Source organism: Curtobacterium sp. SL109, from assembly GCF_026672405.1.
Taxonomy (GTDB): domain Bacteria; phylum Actinomycetota; class Actinomycetes; order Actinomycetales; family Microbacteriaceae; genus Curtobacterium.
This window is the reverse complement of record NZ_JAPPRB010000002.1, coordinates 1782712-1798482: the sequence shown is the minus strand read 5'-3', so window position 1 is coordinate 1798482 and position 15771 is coordinate 1782712. Positions and strand designations below refer to the sequence as shown.

Sequence of the window (15771 nt, the reverse complement as noted above, 5' to 3'; positions counted from 1 at the left end):
GCATCGGCTCGGCAGGGCGGTCAGTGCCCGAGTCCGCCGAGCAGGCTCGCGAAGTCGGTGACCTCCGGCAGGGCGGTCGCGTCCTGCCGCACCCGACGGGAGGCCCCGATCATCCAGGCGAGGTCGGCACCGGCCCGGCGGATGCGTCCGTCCAGAGCCGCCTGGTCGCCGTCCGTGCCCCAGTCGTCCGTCGCGGCGAACACACCGGTGGGCACGACGGCTGCGCGGAGGTAGGCGAACACGGGGCGCATGCCGTGCTCGATCGCGAGCGAGTGGCGGGACGTGCCACCCGTCGCCGCGAGGAGGACCGGCATGTCGGTGAGGGCGTCCGTGTCCAGGACGTCGAGGAACGACTTCGCCAGGCCGCTCATGCCGGCGGTGAAGACCGGCGAGACGAACACGACGGCGTCGGCCTCGAGGACCGCGGCCGTGGCGGCAGCGAGGGCCGGCGCCTGGAACCGGGTGAGCATCGCGTCGGTGATCTCGTGGGCCAGCGGACGCAGGTCGACGTGCACGACGCGGGGCGCAACTCCGTGCTGTGCCTGGAGCGCTGCGACGGCGGACTCTGCCAGGCGGTCGGCGAGGAGACGTGTCGAGGACGGCTCGGAGAGCCCGGCGGAGACGACGGCGATGGTGGTCATGGGATCTCCCGATCTTTCAATGCGTTTGCATGAACACTGTACTGAACTCGGGAGGTCGTGTGCGCATTCCCGCCGCCGTGCCGACCGGGAACGAAGAACGCCCCGGTCCTCACGAGGAGGGCCGGGGCGTTCGGTCAAGCGGTGCGGCGACGACTAGCGGCGCAGGCCGAGACGCTCGATGAGCGCACGGTAGCGGGCGATGTCGACGTTCGAGAGGTAGCCGAGGAGGCGGCGACGCTGGCCGACCATGAGCAGCAGACCACGACGCGAGTGGTGGTCGTGCTTGTGCTCCTTGAGGTGCTCGTTCAGGTCGTTGATGCGACGCGTCAGAACGGCGACCTGGACCTCGGGGGATCCGGTGTCGCCCGGGTGGGTCGCGTACTCTTCGATGATCTCCTGCTTGACCTGTGCATCAAGTGCCATGGTGATCCCCTTCTGTCCGTTGCGCGGTGCCCATGCCTGATGCATGAGCGCTCTTTGTCCGCGGCCGTTCGACGGCAACCTGGAGAGCCTACCAGAGCAGCGGACCGCCGAGGAGCCCAGCTGGGTCAGACCGTGCGGGCGTGCAGGCGCCGGCGGCGGGGTGCCGGCAGCAGGCTGCGGACGAAGCCGACGAGCGTGGCGCCGAGGAGCCCGCCGAGGCCGTTCGAGAGGACGTCACGCGGGTCGGACACGCGGTACGGCAGCAGGGCTCCCTGGGCGAGCTCGATGCCCGCGGACAGTGCGACCGCGACGACGGCCGCGAGGAACCACCAGCGCCGCGGCAACCACATCGCCGCGATCATGCCGACGGGGACGAACATCGCGATGTTGGCGAGGAACTCGGTGCGGTCGTAGGTCAGCCACGACCCGTGAGGCAGGTGCTGTGCCCACGCGATGGCGTGCAGGACGAGGGAGTTCTCCGCCGAGGTGAACACGTGCGGTGTCAGCGTCATCCGCCAGATCACCCAGGCGTAGGCCGCCGTGAGGGCGAGCAGGAGGAGTTTCCGGAGCATCCGGACAGTGTGGGGCACCGTCCTGCGCGCCACCTGGAGCGCTCCTGGGCAGCAGCGGCGGCGATGCTGGGCGATCGCCGGTGCGGGGTGGCCGAGGAGGCCGACGGGATGGAAGCATGGGCATCGTCGCGACGCGCGGTGGTGACCAGGGAGGACCGCTCGATGCCGGACCAGCAGCTGCCACCGGACGACCACGTGCCCATGCCGCGTCGACCACCGAGTGCCACGCGCCAGTGGGCGTGGATCGGCGGGGCCGCCGCGGTCGTCGTCGCGGTGGTCGTCGGGGTCGCCCTCTGGCTGCCGACCGTGCCGAACGGGCCGGACGGCCGCCGGATCGTCGAGCGGCAGAGCGCTGCGCAGGCCTTCCCCGGCGGACTCGCCCGACAGCCGGCCAGCGAGAACCAGCCCGGCCGACGCGAGACCCAGGCACGTGCGGACGGCGACACCACCACGGCGCAGCGGATCGCCGTCATCGCCGACGAACCGATCGCGACCTGGCTCACGGACCCCTCCGTCACGACGACCCGCGAGACCGTCCGGGAGGTCGTGGCGAACGCCCGCCGGCAGGACAAGACCCCGGTGTTCGTGCTGTACACCATCCCCGACCGGGACTGCGGCCACTACTCGAAGGGCGGCTCCACCCCGGCGGAGTACCTGCCGTGGATCCGGTCGGTCGTGCGGGCAGCGGCGGGGTCGCACGCGGTCGTGCTCGTCGAACCCGACGCGATCGCGCAGATCCACGTCTGCAAGCGCCTGTCGGACTCCCGGTTGCCACTGCTCCGCAAGGCCGTGGACGAGCTCAGCGGGCACGGGCTGACCGTGTACCTCGACGGCGGGAACGAGAACCGCGTGCCGACCGCCACGATGGCCGGGTGGCTGCGGCAGGCCGGGGTCGACCGGACGCAGGGCTTCTTCACGAACGTGTCGAACTTCTACCGCGTCGACCAGGAACGTGCCTACGCCGACCGGCTCGCCGACGCCGTCGGCGGCGACCCGCACTTCGTCATCGACGTGTCCCGCAACGGCCGCGGGTGGCTCGGCACCTGGTGCAACCCGGAGGGCGCGGGGCTCGGGCAGTCGCCGCACGTGACGGCTGGTTCCTCGCGGCTGGACGCCCTGCTCTGGGTCAAGACGCCCGGGCTGAGCGACGGCACCTGCAACGGCGGGCCGGCAGCCGGCCAGTGGTGGGAGTCCTACGCGCTCGACCTGGTCGAGAACCGGAAGGACGGCGACGGCTGACGCGAGTGTCGGTGCCGAGGGGTTGCATGGCTGCCATGACCGCTGCCCCGCTCCGCTCCGTCGTCCCGCCGTACCTGCTGCGCGCCATCGCCGACGCGCCGACCGACGCGTTCCCCCGTGCCACCCCGGCGGCACGGACGGCGCTGGCGTCACTCGACGCCGTCCAGGCACCGAAGACCAGGTCCCTGCGTGCGCCGCGCACCGCCACCGCGCCGGATGCGTCACCGCAGCGCACCATCGCTGACGCACACGGCACGACCACGCTGCCGGGCACCGTCGTCCGGAGCGAGGGCGCACCCGACACCGGCGACGCCGCCGTGGACGAGGCCTACGCGGGTCTCGGTGCCACGCACGCGTTCTGGCTCGACGTCTTCGGGCGGGTGTCGATCGACGGCGCCGGACTCCCCCTCGACGCCACCGTGCACTACGGGCAGGACTACGACAACGCGTACTGGGACGGCTCCCGGATGGTCTTCGGCGACGGGGACGGCGAGGTCTTCACCCGCTTCACCATCGCGCTCGACGTCATCGGCCACGAGCTCACCCACGGGGTCACCCAGTACACCGCCGACCTGACGTACCAGGGGCAGTCCGGGGCGCTGAACGAGTCGGTCAGCGACGTCTTCGGGTCCCTCGTGGCGCAGTACACCGCCGGGCAGACCGCTGCCGAGGCCAGCTGGCTCATCGGCGAGGGCCTCTTCACGCCCGCCGTGCACGGGGTCGCACTCCGCTCGATGCGGGCTCCGGGCACCGCGTACGACGACCCGGTGCTCGGCAAGGACCCGCAGCCGGCGACGATGGCCGACTACGTCGAGACCGACGACGACGCCGGCGGGGTGCACACGAACTCCGGCATCCCGAACCACGCCTTCTTCCTCGCGGCCACGGCGATCGGCGGCAACGCCTGGGAGGGTGCCGGCGCGGTGTGGTGGGACACCCTGACCTCGGCCGAGGTGACGGCGTCGATCGACTTCGCCGGCTTCGCCCGGGTCACGGTGTCGGCAGCCGACGCCCGGTTCGGGTCGGGCTCGCAGCAGTCGGTCGCGGTCGCGGATGCCTGGCGCACGGTGGGTGTGCTCGACTGACCACCGACCAGGCGACGGCCCGGCGTAGGGTCGGGCGCATGCAGATCCTCGTGCGTCGGAGCGGTGGGTTCGCCGGCCTCACCCGGGGCTGGCGGATCGACACGGACGTCGACCCCGACGGCTGGTCCGACCTGGTCGACGCGGTGCCCCGTGCGGCGCGGCAGCCGGTGGCACCGGTGCCCGACGACTACGTCTGGACGATCACGGTCGCGAGCACCACGGTGCGGGTGCCCGGCCGTGCGCTGGACGGGCCGCTGGCCGCACTCGTGGAACGGGTTCGGACCGAGGGCGAGCCGGACTGACGGGGCCGACCCGGGCCTCCCGTCCGGACCCGGCCGGCCCCTCGCCGGACCCGACCCGGGCCTGCCGTCCGGGTCACGCCACGTCGATGACGGTGAGCCGCCGCGTGGGACGGGTCATCGCGACGTAGACCGCGGCGGCGGCACGGGCGGCGTCCGCCCCGACCCCGTCCGGGTCCACGAGCACCACGCCGTCGAACTCCAGGCCCTTGGCGTCCGCCCCCGTGAGCACCGTGACCGAGCCCGGTCGTGGCGACCCGAGGCTCCGGACGTCGAGGTCGCCCTGCGCGAGCCGCTGCCGGACGACGTCCACCTGGGCCTCCGGCACGATCACGCCGATCGTCCCCGAGCCGATGTGCGACCGCTCCCCCGCCACCCGGGCGGCGACGGCGTCGAGCACCTCGGCCCGTGACACGGACACGCGCTCCACCGGGTCGCCGTCCCGGACCGCCTGGTTCGCGGTGACGGTGAGCCCGGCCGCTGCGGCGAACTCGCCGGCGGCCTCGACGATCGACCGCGGCGTCCGGTAGTTCACCGTGAGCTCGGCGACGCGGTGGTCGAGCGGTACCTGCGGGGCGCGACCACGGCGACGACGGGCGAGGGCGCCGATGACGTCCTCCCACGTGCGGGCGGCACCGGGTGAGGAGCCCTGCGCCATGTCCCCGACGATCGTGAACGACCGGAGCGGGTTGCGTCGGGCCAGGACCCGCCACTGCATCGGCGAGAGCTCCTGGGCCTCGTCGACGACGATGTGGCCGTAGGTCCACTCGCGGTCCTCGGCGGCGCGCTCGGCGGTCGTACGGGGGTCGCCCCCCTCGGCGAACGCACCCGCCACCTCTTCGGCAGAGACGATGCCCTCGACGCCCATGTTCTCGATCGCCTGGCGGGCGTTCTCGATGTCCCGGTTCCGGCTGGCCTTCGCCTGGCGCTTCGCCGCACCGCCGGTCGGGTCGAACGTGCCGAGGAGCTCGGCGGCCTCGTCGAGCAGGGGGACGTCCTCCACCGTGAAGCCGGCGCCGCGCTCCCGGGCGAGCAGGGCGCGGCGCTCCGGCGACCAGTTCGGCGTGAGGGACGCCAGCCAGTTCGGCCGCGCGTAGAGGTCCTCGAGCAGCTTCTCCGCCGGCAGCGGCAGCCAGGCGGTGTTGAGCAGGACGCGGGCGTCGTACGAGGACCGGATGTCCTCGCGGAGCACCTTCATGTCGGCGTCGTCGACCGTGGTGCCGCGCTGCCGCAGCTGTTCGGCGAGGAGCTTCGTCATGGCGTCGAGCGCGCCCTTGTTGAACGACACCCGGGCGACGTTGTGCGGCTTGCCGCGGTCCTGGGCCCGGTGCATGGCGTCCGCGACGAGCTGCGGCGGCACGACGAGCCGCTCGCCCTCGACGTCGAGCTCGACGGACTCCGTCGGCACGACCTGGCGCGAGCGGACCGCCCGGCGGAGCAGGTCGGCCATCTCGCCCGAGCCCTTGACCGCGGCGACCTCGCGGCGGTCGTGACGGGTGGCGTGGAGCCCCGGGTAGAGCGAGCCGAGCGACGCCATCACCACACCCGTCTCGCCGAGGGACGGCAGCACCTGCTCGATGTACGTCAGGAACGCCGGGGACGGCCCGACGACGAGCACGCCGGACCCGCGGAGGCGCTCGCGGTAGGAGTACAGCAGGTACGCGGCGCGGTGCAGTGCCACGGCGGTCTTGCCGGTGCCGGGGCCGCCCTGCACGATGAGGACGCCCTCGAGCGGGGAGCGGATGATGCGGTCCTGCTCGCCCTGGATCGTGGCGACGATGTCGGTCATCCGGCCGGTGCGCTCGGCGGTGACGGCGGCGAGCAGGGCCCCCTCGCCCTGCAGGTGGGTGCGCTCGTCGTCGTACAGGGTCGCGTCGAATACCTCGTCCTCGACGCCGACGACGCTGCGGCCCTCGAGCGACAGGTGGCGACGGGCCCGCATGCCCATCGGGTACGCGGCGGTGGCCTGGTAGAACGCGCTGGCCCCCGGCACACGCCAGTCGAGCAGCAGCGGGCGGTGCTCGGCGTCACGGAGTCCCACGCGGCCGATGTACCGGAAGGCGGACTCGTCGGCGGGCGGGTCCGCGACCTCGAGCCGACCGAACACGAGCCGGTCTCCAACGCGCTCGAGCGTGTGGATGGTGTCCTCGTAGAGCCGAGCGAAGGCGTCGCGTTCGCTGCGGCTCTGGTGGTTCCCGCCGACGGCCTGACGACGGGTCTCAGCGAGGCGCTGTTCGGCCTCGGCGGTCAGCTCGTCGAGGCGGACGAAGAGTCCGTCGACGTACGTTCGCTCGCGGTCGATCTCGGTCGGTTCGGACACACGCAACCCTTCGGGACAGGGGTATCCAGTGTAGTCCCCCTGCCCATCGGGCTGGTGCCGCGGGCCGTGGTGCCGGACCACGGACGGACGGGAGGCGCGGTGCCAGCTGGCACCGCGCCTCCCGTCAGCGCGTCGGCGCTACATCTCCTCGTGCGTGTCCGGGTCGCCGTCCCAGAGACGCCCGCGCTCGAGGCCGGAGATCGCGGCGACCTCGTCGCCCGTCAGCTCGAACCCGAACACGTCGAGGTTCTCGCGCTGGCGGTCGGCGTCGCCGGACTTCGGCACCGGGACGGCACCGAGCTGGACGTGCCAGCGGAGCACGACCTGGCCGGGCGTGACCCCGTGGGCCTTCGCTGCCGCGAGGACCGGTGCCTCGGTCATGAGCTCCGACTGCTTGGCGAGCGGGCTCCAGCTCTCGGTGACGATCCCGCGCTCGGCGTGCACGGCACGCAGGGCTGCCTGCGGGAAGTACGGGTGCAGCTCGACCTGGTTGACGGCCGGCGCGACACCGGTCGCGTCGATGATCCGGTCGAGGTGTGCCGGCGTGAAGTTCGAGACGCCGATCGAGCGGACCTTGCCGCTGTCACGGAGGTCCACGAACGCCTTCCACGTGTCGACGAACTTGTCCACCGACGGGTTCGGCCAGTGGATCAGGTACAGGTCGACGTGGTCGAGCCCCAGGTTGCCCAGGGTCTCGTCGATCGACCGGTGCGCCTCGTCGTAGCCGTGGTGGCGGCCCGGCAGCTTCGACGTGACGAAGAGCTCGTCACGCGGCACGTCGGCGTCACGGACCGCTCGGCCCACGGCGTCCTCGTTGCCGTAGTTCAGCGCGGTGTCGAGCAGGCGGTAGCCGCTGGCGATGGCCGTGCCGATCACCGCGGCACCCTCGTCGCCGTCGAGCGAGTAGGTGCCGAGGCCGAGCACCGGCATGCGGTGCCCGTCGTTCAGCTCGACGGTCGGGGCGACGGGCGCACCGGACGTCATCAGCGGACGCCGAGCAGGTCGATGACGAAGATCAGGGTCTTGCCGGAGAGGAAGTGTCCGCCGCCGGCCGGGCCGTAGGCGAGCTCCGGCGGCACGACGAGCTTGCGGCGCCCGCCGACCTTCATGCCGGGGATGCCCTCCTGCCAGCCGCGGACGAGCGCCGCGAGCGGGAAGTCGATCGGCTCGCCACGGCCCCAGGAGCTGTCGAACTCCTCGCCGGTCTCGTACTCGACGCCGGCGTAGTGGACCTTGACGGTCGAGCCGGCCGTGGCCTCGTCGCCGGAGCCCTCGACGATGTCGGTGATGACGAGGTCGGTGGGGGCGGGGCCCTCGGGCGCGTCGAACTCGGGCTTGCTGTTCAGGTCAGTCATGTCGGCAAGTCAACCAGACCGCGCACCGAGCAGACGCAGCACCGCTCCAGGCCGCAGAATGGTTCCACCGTGACACCACCGACTCCCCCGCAGGACACGCCCGCACCGCCGCGCCGCCTGTTCGCCGACCTCACGCCGCTCCGTCGGTCCCCCGCGTTCGCCCGACTCTGGGCCGGCACGGCGATCGCCGGGATCGGCACCCAGATGACCACCGTCGCCGTCGGTCTCGAGGTGTACGACATCACGAGCTCGACGTTCGCGGTGTCGCTCGTGGGCGTGATCGCGCTGCTGCCGATGATCGTCGCCGGGCTCTACGGCGGGATGCTCGCCGACGCCTTCGACCGCCGCACCGTGGCCCTGGTGTCCTCGATCGTCGCCTGGGTCGCCGTCGCGATGATCGCCACGCACTCGTGGCTCGGGCTGCACAGCGTCGCCCTGCTCTACCTGCTCGCGACGGTGAACGCCGTGGCGGCGACCGTGAGCGGTGCCTCCCGCTCCGCGATCGTCCCGCGGCTCGTCGGCACCGACCTGCTCCCCGCGGCGAGCGCCCTCGGTGGCATCGCGTCCGGCTTCCAGGTCACCGTCGGCCCCGCGATCGCCGGTGTCCTCATCGCCACCGTCGGGTTCGCCCCGACGTACACGATCGACGTGGTGCTCTTCACGTGCGCGTTCCTCGGGGTGTTCACCCTGCCGAGGATGGCCGCCGACCAGGGCGCCCTCCGCCCGGGGCTCGGTTCCCTGGTCGAGGGAGCGCGGTTCCTGCGGAAGTCGCGGAACATCACCATGACGTTCGTGCTGGACATCATCGCGATGACCTTCGGCCAGCCGCGGGTGCTCTTCCCCGCGATCGGCGCGCTCGTCATCGGCGGCGGGGCCATCACCGTCGGCACCCTGACCGCCGCGTACGCGATCGGGGCGCTGCTCTCGAGCGTGTTCTCCGGTCCCCTCGGCCACGTCCGCCGCCAGGGCGAGGCCGTCGGCTGGGCGATCACCGTCTACGGCGGGGCGATCTCGGCGTTCGGCGTCGTGGTGGCGCTGGCGCACGTGCTCGGCGGGCGCGAGGGCGAGTCCTTCAGCACCGGCATCCTGCCGGCACTCGCAGCCGCCGCGGTGTTCCTCGCCGTCGCGGGCGGCGCCGACAACGTCAGCTCCGTCTTCCGCAACACGATCCTGCAGGCTGCGTCGCCCGACGGCATGCGTGGCCGCCTGCAGGGCATCTTCACCGTGGTCGTCACGGGCGGGCCGCGCATCGGCGACCTCTACGCCGGGCTCGTCGTCGCCGCCGGCATCGCGGTGCCGCCGATCCTCGGCGGGGTCGCGATCATCGGGCTCGTCGCGCTGCTCCTGCGGCTCGTGCCGTCCTTCCGCCGCTACGACGCCCTGCACCCCGACGCGAACTGACGCCGCGCCTGGACGGGGTGGTCCTGACCACCGCCGGACGGGAGGCCCGTGGCGGCGCCGCCACGCGCCTCCCGTCCGGTGGCGGGCCGCCGACGACGTGGGCTGCTCACACAACGGATATTCTCGGGACCATGCCGGACCGCATGACGCGTGACCTCCAGCGGACCGGGGTCCGTGCGGTCGTGCGCCGTACCTACCACTCGGTGATCCGGCACCGGGTCGTCGACGCCGCGGCGTCCCTGACCTTCTTCGCGCTGCTGACAGTGTTCCCGACCACGCTCGCGGTCATCTCCGCGCTGTCGATCGTCGACCGGCAGGGCGACAGCGTCAGCGACGTCATCGAGATCCTCGGGTTCATCGTCCGGCCCGAGACCGCCGTGCACCTCGAGCAGCCCCTCCGGCAGCTCCTCAGCCTGGACAACCCGTGGCTCGGCTTCTGGATCGGCGTCCTGCTGACGCTCTGGTCGATGTCCGGGTACGCGACCGCGTTCGGCCGGGCGATGAACACGGCGTACGAGGTCGAGGAGGGCCGCCGGATCTGGAAGTTCCGCAGCATGATGCTCCTCGTCACGCTGCTGATCATGGTCGGCGGTGCCATCGCGATCGTGATCCTGCTCGGCACCCCGACGATCTCGGCGGCGATCGTCGCGAGCCTCGGCTGGGCGCCCTGGATCGACGACGTCTGGGACGTGGCGAAGTGGCCCGTCCTGGCGGTCGACCTCGTGGTGATGGTCGCGGTGCTGTACTACGCGACGCCGAACGTCAAGACGCCACAGCTGCGCTGGGTCTCCGCGGGCGCCGGGTTCGCGATCGTCACGTGGGCGATGGCGACGTTCGGGTTCGCGATCTACGTCGAGACGATCGGGGGCAGCAGCATCGCGTACGGGTGGCTCGGCGGTGCGCTGCTGCTGCTCGTCTACCTCTACATCTCCAACTTCGTGCTGGTCGTCGGCGGAGAGCTCGACTCCGAGGTCATCCGGCTGCGGCAGCTCCTCGCGGGCATCGACGCCGACGAGTCCATCCGGCTGCCGCTGCGGGACGTCACGCGGAACTTCACGCTCGCCCGGTGGCGCGACGCCGACGTCGCGGCCGCCCGGCAGGTGCGGGTGTCCGCGGCGGAGCTGCCCGGCGAGGAGCCCACGCCGACGCCGCAGCAGCAGCACCTGCGTGACGTCGCCGAGCAGGTCCGGGTGGGCGAGCGGCCGATGCCCTGAGGGGTGTCGGTTCCCCGGCTCGGTCAGCCTCAGTGGCGCCGCGCCTCGGCGTCCAGCATCTCCTCGGTGATCACGGGGATCGCCCCCGTCGCGAGCTCGATCCCCGACAGCCGGGCGGGGCTCAGCACGCGGTGCACCTGCGTCTCGTCCATCAGGCCGGCGGCGGTGACGAGCGTGCTGATCGGCGTCGAGGTGGTCAGCGCGGTGTGGGCGATCGAGGCGGCGGCCGCGTAGCCGATGTACGGCGTCAGCGCCGTGACGACGCCCACGTTCGTGTCGACCTGTGCCGCGAGCTTGGCCTCGTTGGCCTCGATCCCGGTGACGCAGTGCTCGCGGAGCGTCGCGCAGCCCCGGGTCATCCACTGCAGCGACTGCAGGATCGAGTGCGCGATGATCGGCTCGAAGGCGTTGAGCTGGAGCTGCCCGGCCTCGGCCGCCATCGTCACCGTCGTGTCGGCCCCGGCGACCGCGAAGGCGATCTGGTTCACGACCTCGGGGATCACCGGGTTGACCTTGCCGGGCATGATCGACGACCCGGCCTGACGCGCCGGCAGCGTGATCTCGCCGAAGCCGGCCTGCGGCCCCGAGGCGAGCAGCCGCAGGTCGTTACAGATCTTCGAGAGCTTGACCGCGCTCCGCTTCACCGTGCCGGAGAGCGTCATGAACGAGCCGGCGTCGCTCGTGGCCTCGATGAGGTCGGGCGCGGTGACGACGTCGATGCCGCTGGCGACCTGCAGCTGCCGACGGACCTCGTCGCGGTACAGCGGGTCAGCCGTGATGCCCGTGCCGATCGCCGTCGCGCCGAGGTTCATCTCCGCCAGCAGCGGGGTGACCCGGCGGAGCAGCAGGGCGTCCTCCTGGATCGTGTGCGAGAAGCCGGTGAACTCCTGCCCGAGGGTCATCGGCACGGCGTCCTGCAGCTGGGTGCGCCCGACCTTGAGGACGTCCGCGAACGCCTGACCCCGCTCCGCGAAGGCCGCCGAGAGCTGCTCGATCTGGTCGATGAGCCGCCCGACGCCGAAGATCATCGCGATCTTGATGCTCGTCGGGTACGTGTCGTTCGTCGACTGGCTGCGGTTCACGTGGTCGATCGGGTGCAGGTACGCGTAGTCCCCACGCTCGCGCCCGAGGATCTCCAGCGCCCGGTTCGCGAGCACCTCGTTCGTGTTCATGTTCGTGCTCGTACCCGCGCCGCCCTGCACCACGTCGACGACGAACTGCTCGCGGAGGGCACCGTCGCGGACCTCTTGCGCTGCCTGGTCGATCGCGTCGGCACGTTCGGCATCGAGCACGCCGATCGCCTTGTTCGCCCGGGCGGCGGCCTGCTTCACGGTCGCGAGGGCCTCGATGAGGTCCGGGTACACCGAGATCGGGACGCTCGTGATCGGGAAGTTCTCCAGGGCCCGGAGGGTGTTGATGCCCCAGTAGACGTCCGTGGGCACCTCCCTCGTCCCCAGGGAATCGGTCTCCGTGCGGGTCCCAACACTCACGTGCGCCTCCTCGTCGTGGTCCACCACCCGAGGCTAACCCAGTCCGTCCGGCCGGTCCGGTACCCGGGCTGCGGCGGGCACGCACGGTGCGAGTTCCTCGTGCGGTGCGGCGGGCACGCACGGTGCGAGTTCCTCCGCCCGGTGCGAGGGTGCGCACCCCGTGCGCGCCGACGAGCGCGCACCACGTGGGCAACGTCGCACCAGCCGGGCACGCGGCGGACGGGAGGCGCGGTGCCAGGCCGCCACGAGCCTCCCGGCTGGTGGGTCGCGAGCGGGCGGAACCGCCGGCGCGTCAGTGGAACTGGGGGACGATGAGGTAGATGCCGTACAGCACGGTCGCGGCGCAGACCACGAAGCACGCGATCGCCAGGGAGCGGAGACCCCGGACGGCGCCGGTCGAGCCCGCCGGGTTCGGGAAGCCGGCCGTCGCCGGGCCGATCGTGCCGTCGTCCTTCACGGTGAACTTGCCGGCGCGGGTGTCGGCGGCGCTCCAGAAGCGCAGCCCGACCGAGTACACGGAGACGACGAAGCACGAGGCGACGACCGCGACGACGGCCACGGTCAGGAACGCGAACCAGTCGATGCCCATCAGCGGCGTCCTCCCTTGCGAGCACCCATGCGTCGGAGGGTGCGCTCGCGGCTCAGCTCGGCGCGGCGCGCGGCGACGTTCTCGGCGCGCTTCTTGCGCTGCAGGTCACGCAGCTCCTTGCGGGTGTAGACCGCGTTCGCGGCGACGTCGACCTCGATCGCGGAGGCCTGCTCGTGCGGCTTGCGGAGCGACCAGAGGTACAGGCCGAGGATCACGACGCCGCCGATGACCGCGTCGAGGACGAGCCCGACGACACCGAAGCGGGCGATGCCCGAGGCCACGGCACCGACGGCAGCAGAGGCCGGGAGCGTGATGAACCACGCGATGACGATCTTGCCCGCGGTGGACCACTGGATCTTCGAGCCGCGGCGTCCGAGGCCGGCACCGATGATCGAGCCCGAGGACACCTGCGTGGTGGACAGCGCGAAGCCGAGGTGGCTCGACGCGAGGATCGTCGCGGCGGTGGAGGCCTCGGCGGCGAAGCCCTGCGTGGCGCGGATCTCGGTGATGCCCGAGCCGAGCGTGCGGATGATGCGCCAGCCGCCCGTGTAGGTACCGAGGGCGATCGCGAGGGCGCAGGCGATGACGACCCAGAACTGCACGCCCTGGTTCGACGACTGGGCCCCCGACGCGATGAGCGTGAGCGTGATGACACCCATCGTCTTCTGGGCGTCGTTCGTGCCGTGCGCGAGCGACACCATCGACGAGGTGAAGATCTGTCCGACACGGAACCCGCCGCGCTCGTTCGGGAACACCGGTCGACGCGTGATCCGGTACGCGATGCGCGTCGACAGGAAGGACACGAACGCCGCGATCACCGGGGAGAGGAACGCCGGGATGATGACGACGGTCATCAGCGCGACGTAGTTCACCGACTGGAACCCGGCGCCCACGATCGCCGCACCGATGAGCCCACCGAAGAGCGCGTGCGAGGACGACGACGGCAGGCCGCGCAGCCACGTGATCATGTTCCAGACCACCGCGCCGATCAGCCCGGCGAAGATCATCTCCGGCGAGATCGCGACCCCACCGGGGCCTTCGTTGATCAACCCGTGCGAGATCGACGTCGCGACGGCGGTGCTGAGGAACGCACCGACGAGGTTGAGCACCGCGGCGACCGTGACCGCCACCTTGGGCTTCATGGCCCCGGTGGCGATCGGTGTCGCCATCGCGTTGGCGGTGTCGTGAAATCCGTTTGTGAAGTCGAAGAAGAGGGCCAACGCGATGACCAGGACGACTATGAGTGTGATGTCCACCGCGGGCCAGTGAACCAGTCCGCGGCATCCGGGGCAAACCCAGATGGTCACCCGATGTTCACACGGCCTTCAAACTCGTTCAGGTTCGGAAGCATGCCGATGGGAGAATGAGGGCATGGACACCGCCGAGCTCCTCATCCTGCTGGTCGGATCGTTGCTCGTCACCGGGTTCGCGCGGTCGAAGGGACTGCCCGCCCCGCTGCTCGTCACCGCGGTGGCGCTCGCGGCGTCGTTCCTGCCGGGGCTGCCGCCGATCGAGATCGACTCCGAGCTGATCCTCACGGTGATCCTGCCCCCGCTGCTCTACTCGGCGGCGCTCGACGTGTCGTGGCAGAGCTTCCGGACGTCCATCAAGCAGATCCGCCGACTCGGCATCTTCCTCGTCATCGTGACGGCGCTCGCGGTCGGCCTGGCGGCGTACATCATCATCCCGGACATGGACTGGCCGGCGGCGATCCTGCTCGGCGCCATCGTGGCCCCGCCGGACGCGGTGTCCGCCGCCGCGATCGGTCGCAAGCTCGGGCTCCCCCGCCGGGTCATGACGGTGCTGTCCGGCGAGAGCCTCATCAACGACGCCGCCTCGCTGACCCTGGTGCGCGTCTTCACGCTCATCGCCGCGGGCACCTCGCTGACGATCTGGCAGGACCTCGGCATCTTCGGCCTGGCGATCGGGGTCGGACTGGCGGTCGGGATCGTGCTCGGCGTGCTCGTGCACTGGATCCGGATGCGCATCAACGACCCCGTCGTCGAGACCATCATGAGCATCCTGCTGCCGTTCGTGGCGTACATCCTCGCCGAGGACCTCTCCGGCTCCGGCGTCATCGCCGTCGTCACGGCCGGGCTCTACATCGGCTACAACTCGCCGAAGGAGGGCTACGCCACCCGCCTGCAGGAGCGCCCGCTCTGGACGAGCATCGACGTCATCCTCGAGGGCTTCGTCTTCGCGCTCATCGGCCTGCAGCTCAACACCGTCGTGCAGGACCTCATCAAGAGCGAGCGGAGTCTCGGGCAGACCCTGACCGCGGCGGCGGTGGTGCTCGCGGTCGTGATCGTCGTCCGGCCGCTGTTCGTGTTCGAGTCCTACGTGCGCAACCGCTTCAACGGGCGATGGCTCCGACCACTGCGGATCAAGCTGTCCCGCGGGCACCCGTCCCTCCGTTGGATCCGCGGGTCGGCCGAACCGAAGCTGAACTGGCGGGAGCTGACGGTCATCTCGTGGACCGGCATGCGCGGGGTGGTGACCCTGGCCGCGGCGGTGTCGGTCGTGGCGAACCCCGTCGACATCAAGGCCCAGGACACCATCTTCGTGATCGCGTTCATCGTGACCGTCGGCACGCTCCTGCTGCAGGGCCTCACGCTGCCCTTCGTGATCCGGTCGCTCAAGGTGCAGGACCCGGCCGAGGGCGAGGAGGACGTCCGCAGCGAGATGCGTCTCAACCAGCGCACCACCGAGGCGGCGATCGAGCTGCTCGACAAGCGCCGGCCGGAGTGGGCGAAGCAGTACGGCGACCAGGCCGTCGACTCCGTCGTCAGCCGGCTCAAGAGCCGCCTGCAGCGCCAGGCGGAGGTCTTCCGACAGGACGCGATGGAAGAGGAGTCCGAGGACCGCAACGCGCCCGCTCGCCTCCGCGGGTCGCAGATCCAGGACATCCGCCGCGAGCTGCTCGACCGGCGCCGCGAGATCGTGCTCGAGGAGCGCGAGCGCGGGAACCTCGACGAGGAGGTCATGCGCCGCGTGCTCGTCACCCTCGACGCCGAGGAGCTGGCGATGGACTCCGCACAGGCGTCCCGCAGCCGGTCGTAGCGGCGCCGGGCTGCTGCGGCCACTCAGGAGCGCGGTCAGAGGCCGGGCGTATCCTCGGGGGACCCGACACGAGACCAGGAGCA

15 protein-coding genes are annotated in these 15771 nt (G+C 71.5%); 6 read left to right on the top strand and 9 right to left on the bottom strand.

The genetic code is table 11. The features are described from left to right. Positions 1-20: 20 nt before the first annotated feature. The 3 genes from OVA28_RS10035 to OVA28_RS10025 all read right to left on the bottom strand — a co-directional run bounded on the left by OVA28_RS10035 (position 21) and on the right by OVA28_RS10025 (position 1636). Positions 21-641 carry a CE1759 family FMN reductase gene (locus tag OVA28_RS10035; protein WP_268096826.1) on the bottom strand — a complete coding sequence of 207 codons (621 nt, stop codon included), beginning with the start codon at positions 639-641 and terminating at the stop codon, positions 21-23. 153 nt (positions 642-794) lie between these two features. Continuing rightward, the gene (rpsO, locus tag OVA28_RS10030) at positions 795-1064 is read right to left on the bottom strand and encodes a 30S ribosomal protein S15 (RefSeq protein ID WP_123653908.1); all 270 of its coding nucleotides are present in this window, start codon (positions 1062-1064) and stop codon (positions 795-797) included. A gap of 125 nt (positions 1065-1189) precedes the next feature. Beyond that, the gene (locus tag OVA28_RS10025; protein WP_268096825.1) at positions 1190-1636 is read right to left on the bottom strand and encodes a VanZ family protein; all 447 of its coding nucleotides are present in this window, start codon (positions 1634-1636) and stop codon (positions 1190-1192) included. Between the two features lie 162 nt (positions 1637-1798). Here OVA28_RS10025 and OVA28_RS10020 point away from each other — a divergent pair, with 162 nt between their 5' ends. The 3 genes from OVA28_RS10020 to OVA28_RS10010 are packed head-to-tail and all read left to right on the top strand — an operon-like array spanning position 1799 to position 4262. Further along, complete coding sequence (locus OVA28_RS10020; RefSeq protein ID WP_268096824.1) at positions 1799-2875, top strand: glycoside hydrolase family 6 protein; 1077 nt, start codon at positions 1799-1801, stop codon at positions 2873-2875. A gap of 35 nt (positions 2876-2910) precedes the next feature. Beyond that, on the top strand, positions 2911-3960 hold the full coding sequence (locus tag OVA28_RS10015) for a M4 family metallopeptidase (protein WP_268098190.1): 1050 nt from the start codon (positions 2911-2913) through the stop codon (positions 3958-3960). A 38-nt stretch (positions 3961-3998) separates the two neighbouring features. Next, on the top strand, positions 3999-4262 hold the full coding sequence (locus tag OVA28_RS10010) for a protealysin inhibitor emfourin (RefSeq protein WP_194660765.1): 264 nt from the start codon (positions 3999-4001) through the stop codon (positions 4260-4262). Positions 4263-4335: 73 nt separating this feature from the next. Here the strand turns inward: OVA28_RS10010 and OVA28_RS10005 are convergent, their stop codons facing one another. The 3 genes from OVA28_RS10005 to OVA28_RS09995 form a co-directional block, all read right to left on the bottom strand. Next, positions 4336-6579, bottom strand: coding sequence for a HelD family protein (locus OVA28_RS10005; RefSeq protein WP_268096823.1), 2244 nt, complete (start codon positions 6577-6579; stop codon positions 4336-4338). A gap of 138 nt (positions 6580-6717) precedes the next feature. Then, positions 6718-7563, bottom strand: a complete 846-nt coding sequence (locus tag OVA28_RS10000; protein ID WP_268096822.1) for an aldo/keto reductase — start codon at positions 7561-7563, stop codon at positions 6718-6720. Next, positions 7563-7934 carry an FKBP-type peptidyl-prolyl cis-trans isomerase gene (locus OVA28_RS09995; protein WP_194660762.1) on the bottom strand — a complete coding sequence of 124 codons (372 nt, stop codon included), beginning with the start codon at positions 7932-7934 and terminating at the stop codon, positions 7563-7565. Before OVA28_RS09995 ends, OVA28_RS10000 begins: the two co-directional genes overlap by 1 nt. 69 nt (positions 7935-8003) lie before the next feature. Between OVA28_RS09995 and OVA28_RS09990 the strand changes: the two genes are divergently transcribed. Next, a complete protein-coding gene (locus OVA28_RS09990) occupies positions 8004-9335 on the top strand; it encodes an MFS transporter (RefSeq protein WP_268096821.1) in 1332 nt (443 codons plus the stop codon). Positions 9336-9466: 131 nt separating this feature from the next. Then, positions 9467-10549 (top strand): YihY/virulence factor BrkB family protein, encoded by a 1083-nt coding sequence (locus OVA28_RS09985; RefSeq protein WP_268096820.1) that lies wholly within the window; start codon positions 9467-9469, stop codon positions 10547-10549. A gap of 29 nt (positions 10550-10578) precedes the next feature. Here OVA28_RS09985 and OVA28_RS09980 read toward each other — a convergent pair whose 3' ends face one another. From OVA28_RS09980 to OVA28_RS09970, 3 genes are all read right to left on the bottom strand, one after another. Next, on the bottom strand, positions 10579-12063 hold the full coding sequence (locus OVA28_RS09980; protein ID WP_268096819.1) for an aspartate ammonia-lyase: 1485 nt from the start codon (positions 12061-12063) through the stop codon (positions 10579-10581). Between the two features lie 268 nt (positions 12064-12331). Continuing rightward, positions 12332-12628 (bottom strand): hypothetical protein, encoded by a 297-nt coding sequence (locus OVA28_RS09975; RefSeq protein WP_268096818.1) that lies wholly within the window; start codon positions 12626-12628, stop codon positions 12332-12334. Further along, on the bottom strand, positions 12628-13884 hold the full coding sequence (locus OVA28_RS09970; RefSeq protein ID WP_268096817.1) for an inorganic phosphate transporter: 1257 nt from the start codon (positions 13882-13884) through the stop codon (positions 12628-12630). Before OVA28_RS09970 ends, OVA28_RS09975 begins: the two co-directional genes overlap by 1 nt. Before the next feature lie 115 nt (positions 13885-13999). On the opposite strand from OVA28_RS09970, the gene OVA28_RS09965 reads away from it, so the two are divergent. Continuing rightward, positions 14000-15688 (top strand): cation:proton antiporter, encoded by a 1689-nt coding sequence (locus OVA28_RS09965; protein ID WP_194660758.1) that lies wholly within the window; start codon positions 14000-14002, stop codon positions 15686-15688. Positions 15689-15771: the final 83 nt, after the last annotated feature.

Coding starts and splice junctions, on each gene's coding strand:
- OVA28_RS10000 (WP_268096822.1), bottom strand. CDS start 7,563: ATGACGTCCGGTGCGCCCGTCGCCCCGACCGTCGAGCTGAACGACGGG.
- OVA28_RS09975 (WP_268096818.1), bottom strand. CDS start 12,628: ATGGGCATCGACTGGTTCGCGTTCCTGACCGTGGCCGTCGTCGCGGTC.
- OVA28_RS10020 (WP_268096824.1), top strand. CDS start 1,799: ATGCCGGACCAGCAGCTGCCACCGGACGACCACGTGCCCATGCCGCGT.
- OVA28_RS09985 (WP_268096820.1), top strand. CDS start 9,467: ATGCCGGACCGCATGACGCGTGACCTCCAGCGGACCGGGGTCCGTGCG.
- OVA28_RS10025 (WP_268096825.1), bottom strand. CDS start 1,636: ATGCTCCGGAAACTCCTCCTGCTCGCCCTCACGGCGGCCTACGCCTGG.
- OVA28_RS10010 (WP_194660765.1), top strand. CDS start 3,999: ATGCAGATCCTCGTGCGTCGGAGCGGTGGGTTCGCCGGCCTCACCCGG.
- OVA28_RS09965 (WP_194660758.1), top strand. CDS start 14,000: ATGGACACCGCCGAGCTCCTCATCCTGCTGGTCGGATCGTTGCTCGTC.
- rpsO (WP_123653908.1), bottom strand. CDS start 1,064: ATGGCACTTGATGCACAGGTCAAGCAGGAGATCATCGAAGAGTACGCG.
- OVA28_RS10015 (WP_268098190.1), top strand. CDS start 2,911: ATGACCGCTGCCCCGCTCCGCTCCGTCGTCCCGCCGTACCTGCTGCGC.
- OVA28_RS10035 (WP_268096826.1), bottom strand. CDS start 641: ATGACCACCATCGCCGTCGTCTCCGCCGGGCTCTCCGAGCCGTCCTCG.
- OVA28_RS09995 (WP_194660762.1), bottom strand. CDS start 7,934: ATGACTGACCTGAACAGCAAGCCCGAGTTCGACGCGCCCGAGGGCCCC.